14 protein-coding genes are annotated in these 13002 nt (G+C 73.1%); 5 read left to right on the top strand and 9 right to left on the bottom strand.

Going from position 1 to position 13002, the window contains the following annotated elements:
• Nucleotides 1-88: 88 nt before the first annotated feature.
• Nucleotides 89-766, bottom strand: a complete 678-nt coding sequence (locus ACLQ29_RS09595) for an HAD family hydrolase (protein WP_425771271.1) — start codon at nucleotides 764-766, stop codon at nucleotides 89-91.
• Nucleotides 767-794: 28 nt separating this feature from the next.
• Entirely contained in the window at nucleotides 795-2933 is a 2139-nt protein-coding gene (locus ACLQ29_RS09590) for a SpoIIE family protein phosphatase (RefSeq protein ID WP_425771270.1), read from the bottom strand.
• A 198-nt stretch (nucleotides 2934-3131) separates the two neighbouring features.
• Between ACLQ29_RS09590 and ACLQ29_RS09585 the strand changes: the two genes are divergently transcribed.
• Complete coding sequence (locus tag ACLQ29_RS09585; protein WP_425771269.1) at nucleotides 3132-3941, top strand: mechanosensitive ion channel family protein; 810 nt, start codon at nucleotides 3132-3134, stop codon at nucleotides 3939-3941.
• Nucleotides 3942-4006: 65 nt separating this feature from the next.
• On the opposite strand, the gene ACLQ29_RS09580 is transcribed toward ACLQ29_RS09585, so the two are convergent.
• Entirely contained in the window at nucleotides 4007-4360 is a 354-nt protein-coding gene (locus tag ACLQ29_RS09580) for a DUF6401 family natural product biosynthesis protein (RefSeq protein WP_425771268.1), read from the bottom strand.
• Between the two features lie 156 nt (nucleotides 4361-4516).
• On the opposite strand from ACLQ29_RS09580, the gene ACLQ29_RS09575 reads away from it, so the two are divergent.
• Entirely contained in the window at nucleotides 4517-4966 is a 450-nt protein-coding gene (locus ACLQ29_RS09575; protein WP_425771267.1) for a hypothetical protein, read from the top strand.
• Here the strand turns inward: ACLQ29_RS09575 and ACLQ29_RS09570 are convergent.
• Nucleotides 4963-5172: a hypothetical protein gene (locus tag ACLQ29_RS09570; protein WP_393367619.1), complete on the bottom strand. Its 210-nt coding sequence runs from the start codon at nucleotides 5170-5172 to the stop codon at nucleotides 4963-4965. The genes ACLQ29_RS09575 and ACLQ29_RS09570 overlap by 4 nt on opposite strands.
• 158 nt (nucleotides 5173-5330) lie before the next feature.
• Here ACLQ29_RS09570 and ACLQ29_RS09565 point away from each other — a divergent pair, with 158 nt between their 5' ends.
• Nucleotides 5331-6602, top strand: coding sequence for an MFS transporter (locus tag ACLQ29_RS09565; protein ID WP_425771266.1), 1272 nt, complete (start codon nucleotides 5331-5333; stop codon nucleotides 6600-6602).
• Here ACLQ29_RS09565 and ACLQ29_RS09560 read toward each other — a convergent pair.
• The 4 genes from ACLQ29_RS09560 to ACLQ29_RS09545 form a co-directional block, all read right to left on the bottom strand.
• Nucleotides 6560-6820, bottom strand: a complete 261-nt coding sequence (locus ACLQ29_RS09560) for a hypothetical protein (RefSeq protein ID WP_425757875.1) — start codon at nucleotides 6818-6820, stop codon at nucleotides 6560-6562. The two genes, ACLQ29_RS09565 and ACLQ29_RS09560, sit on opposite strands and share 43 nt — an antisense overlap.
• A gap of 142 nt (nucleotides 6821-6962) precedes the next feature.
• The gene (locus ACLQ29_RS09555; RefSeq protein ID WP_425771265.1) at nucleotides 6963-7424 is read right to left on the bottom strand and encodes an SRPBCC family protein; all 462 of its coding nucleotides are present in this window, start codon (nucleotides 7422-7424) and stop codon (nucleotides 6963-6965) included.
• 49 nt (nucleotides 7425-7473) lie between these two features.
• Nucleotides 7474-7890, bottom strand: a complete 417-nt coding sequence (locus ACLQ29_RS09550; RefSeq protein WP_110564927.1) for a DUF2795 domain-containing protein — start codon at nucleotides 7888-7890, stop codon at nucleotides 7474-7476.
• Nucleotides 7891-7991: 101 nt separating this feature from the next.
• Complete coding sequence (locus ACLQ29_RS09545) at nucleotides 7992-8999, bottom strand: YihY/virulence factor BrkB family protein (protein ID WP_425771264.1); 1008 nt, start codon at nucleotides 8997-8999, stop codon at nucleotides 7992-7994.
• Nucleotides 9000-9175: 176 nt separating this feature from the next.
• Here ACLQ29_RS09545 and ACLQ29_RS09540 point away from each other — a divergent pair, with 176 nt between their 5' ends.
• Nucleotides 9176-9577 carry a ChaB family protein gene (locus ACLQ29_RS09540; RefSeq protein WP_425771263.1) on the top strand — a complete coding sequence of 134 codons (402 nt, stop codon included), beginning with the start codon at nucleotides 9176-9178 and terminating at the stop codon, nucleotides 9575-9577.
• Nucleotides 9578-9669: 92 nt separating this feature from the next.
• On the opposite strand, the gene ACLQ29_RS09535 is transcribed toward ACLQ29_RS09540, so the two are convergent.
• Nucleotides 9670-11103, bottom strand: coding sequence for an aldehyde dehydrogenase family protein (locus ACLQ29_RS09535; protein ID WP_425771262.1), 1434 nt, complete (start codon nucleotides 11101-11103; stop codon nucleotides 9670-9672).
• Between the two features lie 72 nt (nucleotides 11104-11175).
• Between ACLQ29_RS09535 and ACLQ29_RS09530 the strand changes: the two genes are divergently transcribed.
• Nucleotides 11176-12783, top strand: coding sequence for a phytoene desaturase family protein (locus tag ACLQ29_RS09530; protein WP_425771261.1), 1608 nt, complete (start codon nucleotides 11176-11178; stop codon nucleotides 12781-12783).
• Nucleotides 12784-13002: the final 219 nt, after the last annotated feature.

The raw sequence follows: 13002 nt of genomic DNA, 5'->3' as shown, positions 1-13002 counted from the left end.
CACCCGCGGGGCGCGGGCAGGTGGTGACAGACCTTGCCCCGCAGGGGGGCCGGCTATGCGCGTACGAGTGGGTGAACCGGAGTGAGCCTCACCTCGGTCGGGTCAGCGGCGAGTCCGCCAGTGCGTCGAGCAGCGCGGCGGGGTCGTCGTACACCGCCACCGCGCCGGCGCCGGCGAGCTCGCCGCGGCTGGTGCCGCCGCAGGTCAACCCGACGCACGGAATGGTCAGCTTGCCGGCCGCGACGACATCCCACACCGAGTCGCCGACGAAGACCACCCGCTCGGCGGCCAACCCGGACCGCTCCAGCGCGACGACCAGGATGTCCGGTGCCGGCTTGCTCTGCGTGGCGTCCGCCGAGGAGGTGACCGCGTCGATCACGTCGTCGGCGGCGAGCGCCCGGCGCAGCGCCGCCACCTCGGGTTCCGAGGCGGAGGTGGCGAGCACCACCCGCAGGCCGCGCTCGGCGCAGGCGCGCAGCAGGTCGGCGGCCCGGGGCAGCGGGGTGAGGCGTTCCCAGTACTCCGCGTACAGGGTGTCGTGCGCGTCGCGCAGCTTCGCGTCGGCGTCCCGGTCCCGCTCGGGGCCGAGCAGGTGGTCGAGGAGCTTGTCCGAACCCATACCGATCGAGCGGTGCACCACGGCCATCGGCACCGGCTGGTCGGTCTGGCGCAACGCCTCCCACCAACTCACCGTGTGCAGGTAGGTGGTGTCCACCAGGGTCCCGTCGACGTCGAAGAGGACTCCACTGGGCCGGTCGGTAGCCATGGGCGTCCTCCACACCGTTGCGGTGGTCTCAGGGATGCGCGGTCGGCGGCGTCAGAATCTCGAACCAGACCGTGGAGCCGCGGACCGACGGGTCGGTGCCCCAGGCGTCGCTGAGCTCCTCGATCAGGCCCAGGCCACGCCCGCGACTGCTCAACGTGTCAGTGCGGGTCCGGGTCACGGTGCCCCGGGTGCCGGAGTCGGCGACCGAGACCAGGAGACGCTCGGGGCTGAGGTCGATCTCCACCCGGGCGGCGGTGCCGGCGTGCAGCAACGCGTTCGTGGTCAGCTCGCTGGTGCAGAGGACGGCCGCCCCGATCACCGACTCGGCCACCTGCCACTCGGTGAGCTGGCCGGTCATCCAGTGTCGGACCCGGCTGGGCGCGGTCGGCTCCGCCGGCACCTCCATGCTCGCCGAACGGCTCGGCTTGAGCGCGTGCTCGACCGCCAGCACGGCCACGTCGTCCTCGGTGCTGCCGGGCACCGCCGCGGTGGCCACCGCGCACAGGGCGCGGGGGTCGCCACTGCCGGCCTTGGCGACGGCGTCGCCGAGGGTGGCCAGCCCGGCGGTGAGGCTCTGCCGACGACGCTCCACCACCCCGTCGCTGAACAGCAGCAGGGTGTCACCGGGGCGGAACGCGACGGTGGTGGTGCCCGGCCGGCTGCCCAGACCCAGCGGGGGACCGGCCGGCACGTCGACGTACTCCGCGTGGCAGCGGCCCTCCGGGTCGCTGCGCCGGATCAGCGGTGCGGGGTGACCGGCGCTGGCCACGGTCAGCTCCCGCCGCTCCGCGTCGATGACCCCGAACGCCACGGTGACGAAGAGTTCGTGGGTGCTGGCCTCCGCGCCCAGGCTGGTGACCAGCCGGTCCAACCCGGCCAGCACCGCGTCCGGCGCCGGGTCGGCCAGGGCCAGCGCGCGCAGCGCGGCCCGGACCTGTCCCATCCGCGCGGCGGCCTGCACGTCGTGACCCGCGACGTCGCCAAGCACCACGCCGAGCGCGCCGCCGGGCAGGAGGAACGCGTCGTAGAAGTCACCGCCGGCGGCGTTGCCGTCCACCCCCGGGTCGTAGCGGGCCGCCACCCGCAACCGGGGCAGGTCCGGCAGGTGCTCCGGCAGCATGCTGCGTTGCAGCAACTGGGCCGTGCCGTGCTGGGTCTCGAACCGGCGGGCCCGCTCCGCGGCCTGGCCGATCAGCTCGACCGAGGCGGCCAGCAGTGCCCGCTCGGCGGGTGACCAGGTGTGCGGCACCTGGTAGCCGACCGCCAGCCCGCCGCGCACCACCGAGGTCCCCAGGGGCAGGGCCGCCATCGAGCGGATCTTCTGGTCGTGGCGGTCGGCCGCGATCTCCCGCAGCGGTTGCCCGTCGCGGACGAAGAACGGGCCGGCGGAGCGGGCCGCCTCCACCACCGGGGCCGACCAGCCCGCCGGAGCGCGCCGCCAGAGCGGAGGAAGCCGCTCGTCGGCCTCGTCCAGCAGTTCGCCGCGCACCCGGCGCACCATGCGCCAACCGCCGCCGCCCTCGTCGACCGCGAACGAGGCCTGGTCGGGGTCGAACGTGGTGATCGCGTACCGCAGCGCCACCCGGGCCACGTCGTCGAGGGTGAGGGTGCCGGCGAGCGCGGCGGCCACCTCGCTGAGGCTCTGCAACTGCTCGGTGACGTGGGTGGTCTCGGCCGCCACGGTCAACGTGCCGACGATCGTGCCGGTGCTGTCCCGCACCGGGGAGTAGCCCCGGGTGAAGACCGCCTGCTCGACGGTCGCGGAGTGCCCGCGGACCAGCGGGAGGGTGGACTCCTTCTCCAGGAACGGCACGCCCTGCCGGTAGGTGCGCTCGAACACCTGACCGACGCCGGGCAGCGCCCAGATCTCGGCGAACACCTCGGCGGCCGGGCGGCCGAGGGCGCTCGGGTGTTTGGTGCCCAGCAGTTCGGCGTAGCCGGCGTTGTAGAGCAGGACGTGGTCGTCGCCGTACGCCAGGGCCATCGGCATCGGCGAGGCGAGGATCAGCTCGACCACGGCCCGGAGCGCCACGTCCCAGCTCTCGGCTGGGCCCAGCGGGGTGCCGGCCCAGTCGTGGGCGAGCACGGCAGCGGCCGTACCGGTGCCGGTGGGCGCATCCGGGACCGGAGTTGCTGGCGTGGGGACTCGCCCGACCGTTCCTGGCATGTTCGCAGCCTAGTCGGCTTGTCGGAAAAGGCATCCGATCATGGCGGCGGGGCGTCGCCGCCAGCGTCGCGCTGCCCGTTTGGGCAGGTCCGGGCCCCTGTTCGTCGGCCGGTGGGGAAAAACGCGGCGCGTTGTGCGGACTGCTGGACCGGTAGCCGGGTATGCGCCCGGCGCAGTCCATGCGACAGGAGGGACATCATGCTGAAAACCCTCGCGGTCCGGCAGGCCGACATCGGCGATGCCATCGCCGACACCTGGAGGTCGGTGCTGCTCTTCATCCCGAAGGCAGTGGCCTTCATCGTCATCCTGGTGGTCGGCTGGCTCATCGCCAGAGCCGTCCTCAAGATCGTGGATACGGTGCTGGAACGGGTGCACTTCGACCAGGCGGTCGAACGTGGCGGTATCAAACGGGCCCTGGAGAGAACGAAGTACGACGCCTCCGACATTCTGGCCAGACTGGCGTACTACGCCGTACTGCTGTTCACGCTGCAGTTTGCGTTCGGAGTCTGGGGGCCCAACGCGATCAGTGACCTGATCAGCGGCGTGGTGTCCTGGCTGCCGCGGGCGTTCGTCGCGATTGTCATCGTGGTGGTGGCGGCTGCGATCGCCAACGCCGTCCGGGATCTGGTCACCGGGGCGCTGGGCGGGCTGTCGTACGGCAAGGTCCTGGCCGACCTCACGGCGATCTTCATCATCGCGCTCGGCGTGATCGCCGCACTGAACCAGGTGGGTATCGCCACCACGGTGACGACCCCGGTGCTGATCGCGGTGCTCGCCACGGTGGCCGGCATCCTGATCGTCGGTGTCGGTGGTGGTCTCGTGAAGCCGATGCAGAACCGCTGGGACGGCTGGCTGGAACGGGCCGCCCGGGAGGCTCGGGCGGTGCAGCAGCAGCGTCAGGCCAACGCGGCCGGACGCAGCGACGTGGAGCGGCAGATGGCCGACCGCGGGGGTGACCGCACCCAGGCGATGCCGCGGGTGGACGAGGCTCCGCAGTACCGCTCGTAGCGAGGCGCAATGGCACGGTGGGGAGGGTGTTCCGCGTACGGCGCGGGGTGCCCTCCCCGTCTCCGTCAGGCCCCGTCGAGCGAGCGGGCCAGCGCGCAGACCGCGAGCAGCCGGGTGAGCAGCCACTCGGGGTTGCTCCAGTCCACCGGCCCGTCCGGCGGCGACCACCCGTGCTCCAGCGCGGCGGCGCGAACCCCCTCGACGTAGCCGGCGAGGGCCGCGGCGGTCAGCGGCTGGCGGTCACCGTCGAGGCTGTCCCGCACGGCGGCCGCGTGCTGGTCGACGAGGGCCAGCAGCCCCGGTCGCGCGGCGGCGGCCGCGAGCCCGACGGTGCCGAGGGAGACGGTGAGGGCGGCCAGGGTGGACCGCGCCGAGTCGACGGCGGTACGGGTGGCGACCCGGTTGAACGGCACACGCATGGTGACCGAGGCTAACCGACAGGTGACGGCGTTGACGTCGGCCACTCGGCGGATGTCGGCCGCGCCACGTGCCGTTCGGTGCTGACCGCGGGGGTTGATCCGGCGTAGACGGGGCAGCAGGAGAGGCACAGGCGATTCACGGCACGGAGGCAGGCAATGGGACAGCAGCCGGACGGACCGGACGAGCGACACCGGCGACCACCCGAGGTGAGCGACGCGACAGTCGCCGCGCTCGGCAGGCTCAGCGAGGCGCTGGAAACCGTGGAGCGGGCCCGAGGGCATCTGTACTCGTTGCACCAGTTGATCGGGCACGCCGATCTCATCCTCGGCGACGCGGTGGAGCAGTTTCGCGACGCCGGTCACCAGCAGCTCGCCGACCGGATCGACACGGAGTTGCTGGGCCGCAATGTCATCGCCGGGCGGTGGACGTTCCAGATCGTCGAGGACTTCGACGACGGCTACCACGCGCTGTTTCGGGAGCTGGACCGGCAGGCCCGGGACGAGTTGGTGGGCGGACGACGCCACCTCTACGAGGCGGAGATGAAGGAACGCCGTCGCAGCCGCGGCCGACCGGGCCACGAGGCCCGGCCGGGCAGCGCGGGTTAGTCGGTTGTCGCGTCGGCCGGGCGTCGACGTGCCGCGTCATCGGCGATGATCACGGTCGCCACCATCAGCGCGACGCAGAGGCTGAACAGCCACGAGTCGTCGGCGACCAGTCGGGCGGACACGGGCGCCTGCAGGGCGGCGAGCAGGAAGCCGAGCCAGGCGAGCCGGCGCTGACGCGTCGAGAGGATTCCGGAGCCTTGATGCATCCCGAAATTCTTACGCGAGTCAGCCCGTTTGCCGTCCTCCGATCGGCCGATTCTGGATGAGCTGTCCGTTTTCTCGACCGTCCGGACACGACTTCTTTGCGCGGCGCGCAAACGGGCGCCGACGGCACTAGGGTGCCCCTGCGGCAGGATGGTGCCCCGTGTCGACCCCGCCCGTACGCCCCCGCGCCTCCCTGCTCCTGCTGGCCTACCTGGCGTTCGTCAGCCTCGGCCTGCCCGACTCCCTGCTCGGTGTCGGCTGGCCCTCGATCCGAGGCGACTTCGACGTGCCGACCGACGCGGTCGGTCTGGTGCTCACCGCGGGCACCGTCGGCTATCTGACCTCAAGCGTGCTGGCCGGTTTCACGCTGGCCCGGCTCGGCGTGGGCGCGCTGCTCGCCGGCAGCACCCTGCTGGCCAGCCTGGCACTGACCGGCTATGCCCTGAGCCCGGTGCTGGCCGTGCTGGTGGGCTGCGCGCTGCTGGTCGGGCTCGGGTCCGGCGCGGTCGACTCCGGGCTCAACGCGTACGCCGCCGGGGCCTTCGGGCCGCGCCACATGAACTGGTTGCACGCCTTCTTCGGCCTGGGCGTGGCGATCGGTCCGCTGATCATGACCGGGGTGCTGAGCGCCGGACTGTCCTGGCGCTGGGGGTACGGCATCGTGGCCGCCGTCCAACTCGCCCTCGCCACCGCGTTCGCGCTCACCGTGCGGGCCTGGCAACGGGGCGGCCCGGACGCCGCCGCGGGGGCCGCCGTGGGGGCCGCGACCGCCTCGGCCGTCCCGATTCCGATCGGGGCGACCCTGCGGCTGCCGGCGGTGTGGTCCGGGACGCTCGCCTTCGCGCTGTACGTCGCCATCGAGGTGTCCGCCGGCCTGTGGGCGTTCCTGCTGCTGACCGAGGGGCGCGGCCTGAGCGCGGCGGTGGCCGGCGTCTGCGTCTCCGCGTACTGGGGGAGCCTCTTCGTCGGCCGGGTCGTGCAGGGCGTGGTGGCCGAGCGGCTGGGCGCCAGGCTCGTGCTGCGTGTCAGCCTCGTCGGAATGGCCGTGGGCGCGGTGCTGATCGCCGTACCCGGGCCGGCCGCGCTGGCGGTGCTCGGCCTGGTCGTGGTGGGGTTCGCCGCCGCGCCGGTGTTCCCGCTGCTCACCCTCACCACCGCCGACCGTGTCGGCGCCGCCCACGCGGACCGGGCCATCGGGTTGCAGGTGGGCGCCTCCGGCATCGGCGCGGCGCTCGTCCCGGCCGGGCTCGGTGTGTTGATCAGCAACACGTCGGTGCAGGTGCTGGGCTCGACCCTGGTGGTGCTCGCGCTGGCGTTGATCGCGCTCTACGAGTGGGGCGCCCGCCGCTCGACCGGGCGGCAGGTGTCCGCCGCGGCCGGCGACGAGGGTCAGACGTCCGGCCCGGTCCGGCCGGTGGTGGAGGGGCGGTAGGGGCGCTCCGGGTCGGTCGCCTCGCGACTGTTGCCCCGGGCCTGTCCGTCGCGGTCCGAAGCGGCCGGCCCGTGCCCGAACGCTGCTTCCTCGCCGGCGTCGTTGCCGGTCACGTCGTCGGCCTGCCCGTCGAGGCTGGAGCCCGACACGGCCTTCTCCAACTCCTCGAGCGGAAGCCGCTCCTCGTCCCGCCACACCCTGATGTTGTCGTCGGTCATGTCTTGAGCGGTACCCGGGCGCGATGATCGCAAACGGCGCCACCCGACCGGACTCGGGCCGGCCCGGGGCGTCGACACCGACCCGGGGTACGGCGATGGCCGCCGGGACTCCGGCGGCCATCGGGTGGCGTGCGGGCGGGGATCAGGGCTGCGGACGGTCCACCGAGCCGCGCCACGCGCCGGTCTCCTGACCGCGCCGCTCGATGTAGGTCTTGAACCGCTCCAGGTCGCCCTTGGCGCGCCTGTCGACGATGCCGAGCTTGTCGCCGGCCTGCTCGACCACGCCGTGCGGCTCGAACTCGAGCTGGAGGGTGACCCGCGTCTTGTCCGCGTCGAGCCGGTGGAACGTCACCACGCCGGCCTGCTGGGTGCCGCCTGTCGAACGCCAGGCGACCCGCTCGTCGGGGAGCTGTTCGGTGATCTCGGCGTCGAACTCGCGCTTCACCCCGGCGATGTCCACGGTCCAGTGGGTCATCGTCTCGGAGAGCTGCCGGACCTCCGACACACCCTCCATGAACTCGGGGAACTGCTCGAACTGCGTCCACTGGTCGTACGCGGTGCGTACGGGCACGGAAACGTCCACATGTTCGGTAACGCCACTCATGAGAGAACCTCCTTCGACCGCTGGTGGTCATCGAGTCGGGGGCGACCCGTCACCAGCGAGTTGTCTCGTTCTTGTTGCCGAGCGCGGCCCACACCTCGGAGACGGTCTGGTAGAGGGTGCCCTCGGGCAGTCGTTCCAGTGCCGCCACGATGTCGTCCGGCGCCTCGTTCTCGCGGGCGCTGGCGATGAGCACCAGGCGGTCGCCCGGCAGCGCGCTCATCGAGATGAACCGGCCCAGCCGGCTGCGCTGCTCGACGTCCGTGGAACTCATTCCCTGTGGGGTGCCGGTGCGCAGGTCGCCGGCCGGGGCGGTGGTCGTCTCCGGCTGGTCCTCGCCAGCCGGTTCCGGCACCCGCGACTCGTCGACCCGAGAGCCACCGGTCCCCGGCCCCTGCACGAGGCCGCTGACCTCCTGACTCATCTGTTCGTCGATCCTCGGTCCGTGCTTGCTGTTGCCACGCTCCATGCCTTCTGCGCTACCCGGCACCCTGCCCGGTAAACCGGCACCGGGCCACGAATGGGCCCATGGTCCGACCGGAACCGGACGACCTGCGCGAGACCTGTGGCTCAGTCGTCGCCGCGCTTGCGGGGCGGCAGCACCGGGTCCTCCGGGTCGGGGTCGCCGGCCTGCAACTGCCGCCCGCGCTGCACCTCGGAGTTGATCTGCACCCCCAGCATCAGCGCCGAGTTGGACAGGTAGAGCCAGACCAGGAACGCGATGGCCGCGCCCAGGCTGCCGTAGGTCGTCCGGTACGAGGCGAAGGTGGCCACGTAGAAGCCGAAGCCGAAGGAGACCGCCGCCCAGGAGACCAGGGCCACCGCCCCGCCGGGGGTAAGCCAGCGGAAGCGGGGCTGGCGCACGTTCGGCGCGATCCAGAACAGCAGCGACAGCAGCACCATCATGACCATGGCGAGGACCGGCCACTTCGCCACGCTCCACACCGTTCGGGCCAGGCCACCGGCGTTGATCAGGTCGCCGACCGCGTCGGTGACCGGGCCGCTGACGATAAGCGCGAGGGCGACCACCGCGAGCAGCACAAGCGTCACCGCGGCCAGGCCGATCTGTATCGGCCGCAACTTCCAGACCGGCCGGCCCTCGGTCACTCCGTAGATGGCGTTGGAGGCCCGGGTGAACGCGCCGATGAAACCCGACGCCGACCACAGCGCACCGAGCAGGCCGAAGCTCAGCAGCACCTTGGCGTTGTGCTCCTGGACCACCACGGACCGGAGCACTCCGACCACGCCGCCGTCGTCGCCGGTCACCACCGACCCGGCGCCCACCTGGTTGGCCAGGTCGACCACCGTGTCCAGGGTCCGCTCGCCGTCGGAGACCAGACCGACCAGGGCGACCACCACGATGACGGACGGAAAGAGCGCCAGGACCCCGTAGTAGGTGAGCGCGGCGGCCCAGTCGGAGCAGTTGTCGTTGACGAAGTTCTGCACGCTGCGGACCAGCACCCCACGCCAGGTCCGCCAGCTCAGCTGCCGCATCCGGCGGGGAACGTGCGTGTCCGGTGCGCCGTCGTCCGTGCCGGGTGAACCGTCGCGCGTCGTACCGGGCTCCGTGGTCGTCATGCCCGCTCCCTGCGCCCCGGCCACCGGATGACCGGTCGTCCGGTCGGGCCTGGCCACCGATACCCGGATCGGGAAATCGAGAAACGTGGCCGGCGTCGTGCTCGCCGCGCGTATGGTTTGCCGCCGCGTCAGCGGGGAACGGTCACAGTGACCCTGTCGGCACGGAGGAGGACGAGATGCCCGGGCGCGAAGACCTGCCCAGCACGCTGCGACGCTCCCCGGAGAAGGCGCAGCGCACCTGGGAGAAGACGCACGACTCGGCCGTGGAGACCTACGGCGAGGGGGAGCGGTCGCACCGCACCGCCTTCGCCGCGGTGAAGCACCAGTTCGAGAAGGTGGGCGACCACTGGGAGCCGAAGGGCCGCAAGGGCCCGAGCGACGAGCAGGCCGCCGGCGGCGGGCCGGAACGGCGGGCGCCCACCGCCGGTGGAGTGGACGCCAACGCCACCAAGGACCACCTCATGTCGGTGGCCCGCAAGCTCGACGTTCCCGGTCGGTCCAGCATGACCAAACCGGAACTGGTCACGGCGATCGAGAAGGCCAACGACCGGGCCACCCGCAAGGCTCGCGGCGACTGACCACCACCACGGGTGGACAACACCGACACGGTACGGGCGGACGCGCCACCCCTGCGTCCGCCCGTACCGTTCATTTGTGCCCGCAGCCCGGCTCACCACTGCCCGCCGCCCGGCGCCTCGATGTGCACCGCCTTCGTGGCGGTGAACTCGTCCAGCAGCTCCGGGCCGTAACCGAAGCCCTGTCCACTGCCCTGCCGTGGCTGCGCGGCCCCGCCCGGCGCGCCCCCGAACACCGCGTTTACCTTCACGGTGCCCACCGGCAGCTCCCGCCAGGCGCGCTGCGCGTGACTCATCGACGTGGTCAGCACGGTGGCGGCCAGCCCGTACGGGGAGTCCGCGGCGCAGCGCAGCGCCTCGTCGAACGAGTCGACGACCACGACCGGGGCGACCGGTCCGAACGTCTCCTCCCGTACCAACGGCATGTCGTGCCGGCAGTCGGTGACCACCGTGGCCGGGTAGAACGCCCCCGGCCCGTCCGGCGCCTCGCCGCCGGTCCGCACCCGGGCGCCGGCCGCCACCGCCGCCGCGACCTGCCCGTGGACGTGATCCCGGTGCCGCCTGTCGACGAGCGGGCCCAGCTCGGTGTCCGGGTCCCGGCCCGGCCCGACCCGCAGTGCTCTGGCGCGACGGACCAGCGCGGCCACGAAGTCCTCGGCCACCTCCCGGTGCACGTAGATCCGCTCCACCGCCACGCAGAGCTGCCCGGCGTTGGCGAACGCGCCCAGGGCGGCCTGCTCCGCCGCCCACTCCGGGTCGACGCCCGCGTCGACGACCAACGGATCACTGCCGCCGTTCTCCAGCAGCACCTTCGCGCCGGTGCGGGCCGCCGCGGCGGCGATCGCCCGCCCGGTCGCCGTGGATCCCACGTGCGCCACCACGTCGACCTCCTGGGCGGCCAGCGCCGCACCGACCTCGGGGCCGCCGGTGAGCAGCGACAACACGCCGGCCGGCAACGCCCGATCAAGTGCCCGGGCCAGCAGCCAGCCCGTCGCGGGGGTCCGTTCGCTCGGCTTGTAGAGCACCACGTTGCCGGTCACCAGGGCGGCGCCGAGGAGTCCGCAGGAGACCGCCACCGGGTCGTTCCAGGGCGTGAGCGCGGCCACCACACCGCGGGGCTGCGGGGTCATGAAGTCCAGCGCGTCCGGTGCGCCGTTGAGCGTCCGCCCGCCGCGCAGCGGAGCCAGTTCCGCGTACTGTCGCAGGGTGCCGATGCCCGCCTCGACGCCGCCGCGGGCGTCCGCCAACGGCTTGCCCATCTCGGCGGTGACCGCCGCGGACAGCTCCTCGACGACCTCCGCCACCGCGTCCGCGGCCCGGTGCAGCGCCGCGGCCCGCTCGGCCGGCGCGGTCGCCGCCCACTGCGCGGCCGCGTTGCGGGCCGCCTGCGTCGCCTTGCCGACCTCGTCGGCGGTGGCGACCGGCACCGTGCTCACCGGCGAGTCGTCCGCCGGGTCGCGCACCACCAGTTCACCGCCGTCGCCGCCGGCGCCCCACACCCCACCCACCAACTGCGCAACCGTGTACATGCGGCGCTGCATGCCCCGGCCCCGGCAGGGCAAACGCGTTTCGCCCGGTTGCGTGCCGGGTAGGCGGATCGGATGACAACCACCCCCGCGCAGAGCGTGGACGCCGTCGTCGTCGGGGCCGGCCACAACGGCCTGGTGGCGGCCAACCTGCTGGCGGACGCCGGCTGGGAGGTGGTGGTGCTGGAGGCCACGGCGGTGCCCGGCGGCGCGATCCGCTCCGCCGAGGTGACCGCGCCCGGCTACCTGAGCGACCTCTACAGCTCCTTCTACCCCCTGGGGTACGCCTCACCGGTGTTGCGCGGCCTCGACCTGGGTCGGCACGGGCTGTCCTGGCGGCACGCGCCGGACGTGCTGGCGCACCTGCTGCCGGACGGTCGGGCCGCGGTGATCAACCGAGACCCGGACGTCACGGCCGCCTCACTTGAGCAGTTCGCCCCCGGCGACGGCAAGCGCTGGCTCAACGCCTACACCGACTGGGTCGAGGTGGCCGAGCCCATGCTGACGGCGATCACCACGCCGTTCCCGCCCGTACGCGGTGGGCTGGGCCTGCTGCGTCGACTGCGCGTCGCCGGTGCGTTGCGACTGGCACGACGTCTGGTCCTGCCGGTCCGCAAGCTTGGCGACGAGCTCTTCGACGGCGACGGCGGGCCGGCTCTGCTGGCCGGCTGCGCCCTGCACACCGACCTGTCCCCGGAGGAGGCCGGCTCCGGGGTGTACGGCTGGTTGCTGGCCATGCTCGGCCAACAGATCGGCTGGCCGGTGCCCGAGGGCGGCGCGCAGCAGATCACCAACGCGCTCGTGGCCCGACTTCAGGAGCGCGGGGGGACGATCCTCTACGGTGCCCGCGTCGACCGGGTGCTCACCGCCCGGGGCCGGGCGATGGGGGTGCGCACCGAGGGCGGCACGCTGTGGCGGGCCCGCCGGGCCGTGCTCGCCGACGTGCCCGCGCCGGCGTTGTTCCTCGACCTGGTCGGCGCGGCAGCCCTGCCGTCGCGGCTGGTCGAGGACCTGGCCCACTTCCGGTGGGACGGGTCGACGCTGAAGGTGGACTGGGCCCTCTCCGCGCCGGTGCCCTGGACCAACCGGGAGCTGGCCGGCGCCGGCACGGTGCACCTGGGCGCGGACCTCGACGGGTTGACCCACTACGCGGGCGAGCTGGCCCGAGGTGAGCTGCCCCGCGACCCCTTCCTGCTGGTCGGGCAGATGTCGGTGGCCGAGCCCAGCCACTCCCCGCCGGGCACCGAGTCGCTCTGGGCGTACACCCACCTGCCGTTCCGCCGGGACTGGCGGGCCGAGGACATCGCTGGGCACGTGCAGCGGATGGAGGACGTGCTGGAGGCGGCGGCCCCGGGTTTCCGGCAGCTCGTCGTCGGCCGACACGTCGCCGGGCCCGCCGAGCTGGAGCGGGACAACCCGAGCCTGGTCGGAGGCGCGCTGGGCGGCGGCACCGCTGCCGCGTACCAGCAGCTGTTCCTGCGCCCGATCCCCGGCCTGGGCCGAGCGGACACCCCGGTGGACCGGCTCTTCCTGGCCAGCGCGTCGGCGCACCCCGGCGGCGGTGTCCACGGCGCACCGGGTGCGAACGCGGCCCGCGCGGCGTTGGCCCGCGACCGCGCCATCACCGGCCGCGCCTACGCCGCAGCCATCACCAAAGCCCACCAAACCATCTACCCCACCTAACTCGGAAGTAGACCTACTTCCTCCCGATTAGGGCCGCTTCGCGCAGCCGAGCGGAGCGACTAACCCCACCCCCCGCACCCCGCCCACCCCCCGCACCCCCGCCACCGCCCGTTGATCATGAGGTTATAGCCACTCGCGTCGGCTTGGGGTCAAGGGTTGAGTGCAATCGTTAGGGCGCGATGAGTTCCGCGAGGCGTTGGGTTGGGGTGGCCCAGCCCA

This window comes from Micromonospora sp. DT228 (assembly GCF_049841595.1).
Taxonomy (GTDB): domain Bacteria; phylum Actinomycetota; class Actinomycetes; order Mycobacteriales; family Micromonosporaceae; genus Micromonospora.
The sequence above is the reverse complement of the archived record's forward strand: the minus strand, read 5'-3'. Positions and strand labels throughout refer to the sequence as shown.

What these genes read in the sequence shown, in the direction of transcription:
- ACLQ29_RS09560 (WP_425757875.1), bottom strand. Translation starts at nt 6,820, where the DNA reads ATGACCGACGACAACATCAGGGTGTGGCGGGACGAGGAGCGGCTTCCG.
- ACLQ29_RS09595 (WP_425771271.1), bottom strand. Translation starts at nt 766, where the DNA reads ATGGCTACCGACCGGCCCAGTGGAGTCCTCTTCGACGTCGACGGGACC.
- ACLQ29_RS09585 (WP_425771269.1), top strand. Translation starts at nt 3,132, where the DNA reads ATGCTGAAAACCCTCGCGGTCCGGCAGGCCGACATCGGCGATGCCATC.
- ACLQ29_RS09555 (WP_425771265.1), bottom strand. Translation starts at nt 7,424, where the DNA reads ATGAGTGGCGTTACCGAACATGTGGACGTTTCCGTGCCCGTACGCACC.
- ACLQ29_RS09540 (WP_425771263.1), top strand. Translation starts at nt 9,176, where the DNA reads ATGCCCGGGCGCGAAGACCTGCCCAGCACGCTGCGACGCTCCCCGGAG.
- ACLQ29_RS09545 (WP_425771264.1), bottom strand. Translation starts at nt 8,999, where the DNA reads ATGACGACCACGGAGCCCGGTACGACGCGCGACGGTTCACCCGGCACG.
- ACLQ29_RS09575 (WP_425771267.1), top strand. Translation starts at nt 4,517, where the DNA reads ATGGGACAGCAGCCGGACGGACCGGACGAGCGACACCGGCGACCACCC.
- ACLQ29_RS09590 (WP_425771270.1), bottom strand. Translation starts at nt 2,933, where the DNA reads ATGCCAGGAACGGTCGGGCGAGTCCCCACGCCAGCAACTCCGGTCCCG.
- ACLQ29_RS09570 (WP_393367619.1), bottom strand. Translation starts at nt 5,172, where the DNA reads ATGCATCAAGGCTCCGGAATCCTCTCGACGCGTCAGCGCCGGCTCGCC.
- ACLQ29_RS09530 (WP_425771261.1), top strand. Translation starts at nt 11,176, where the DNA reads ATGACAACCACCCCCGCGCAGAGCGTGGACGCCGTCGTCGTCGGGGCC.
- ACLQ29_RS09550 (WP_110564927.1), bottom strand. Translation starts at nt 7,890, where the DNA reads ATGGAGCGTGGCAACAGCAAGCACGGACCGAGGATCGACGAACAGATG.
- ACLQ29_RS09580 (WP_425771268.1), bottom strand. Translation starts at nt 4,360, where the DNA reads ATGCGTGTGCCGTTCAACCGGGTCGCCACCCGTACCGCCGTCGACTCG.
- ACLQ29_RS09535 (WP_425771262.1), bottom strand. Translation starts at nt 11,103, where the DNA reads ATGTACACGGTTGCGCAGTTGGTGGGTGGGGTGTGGGGCGCCGGCGGC.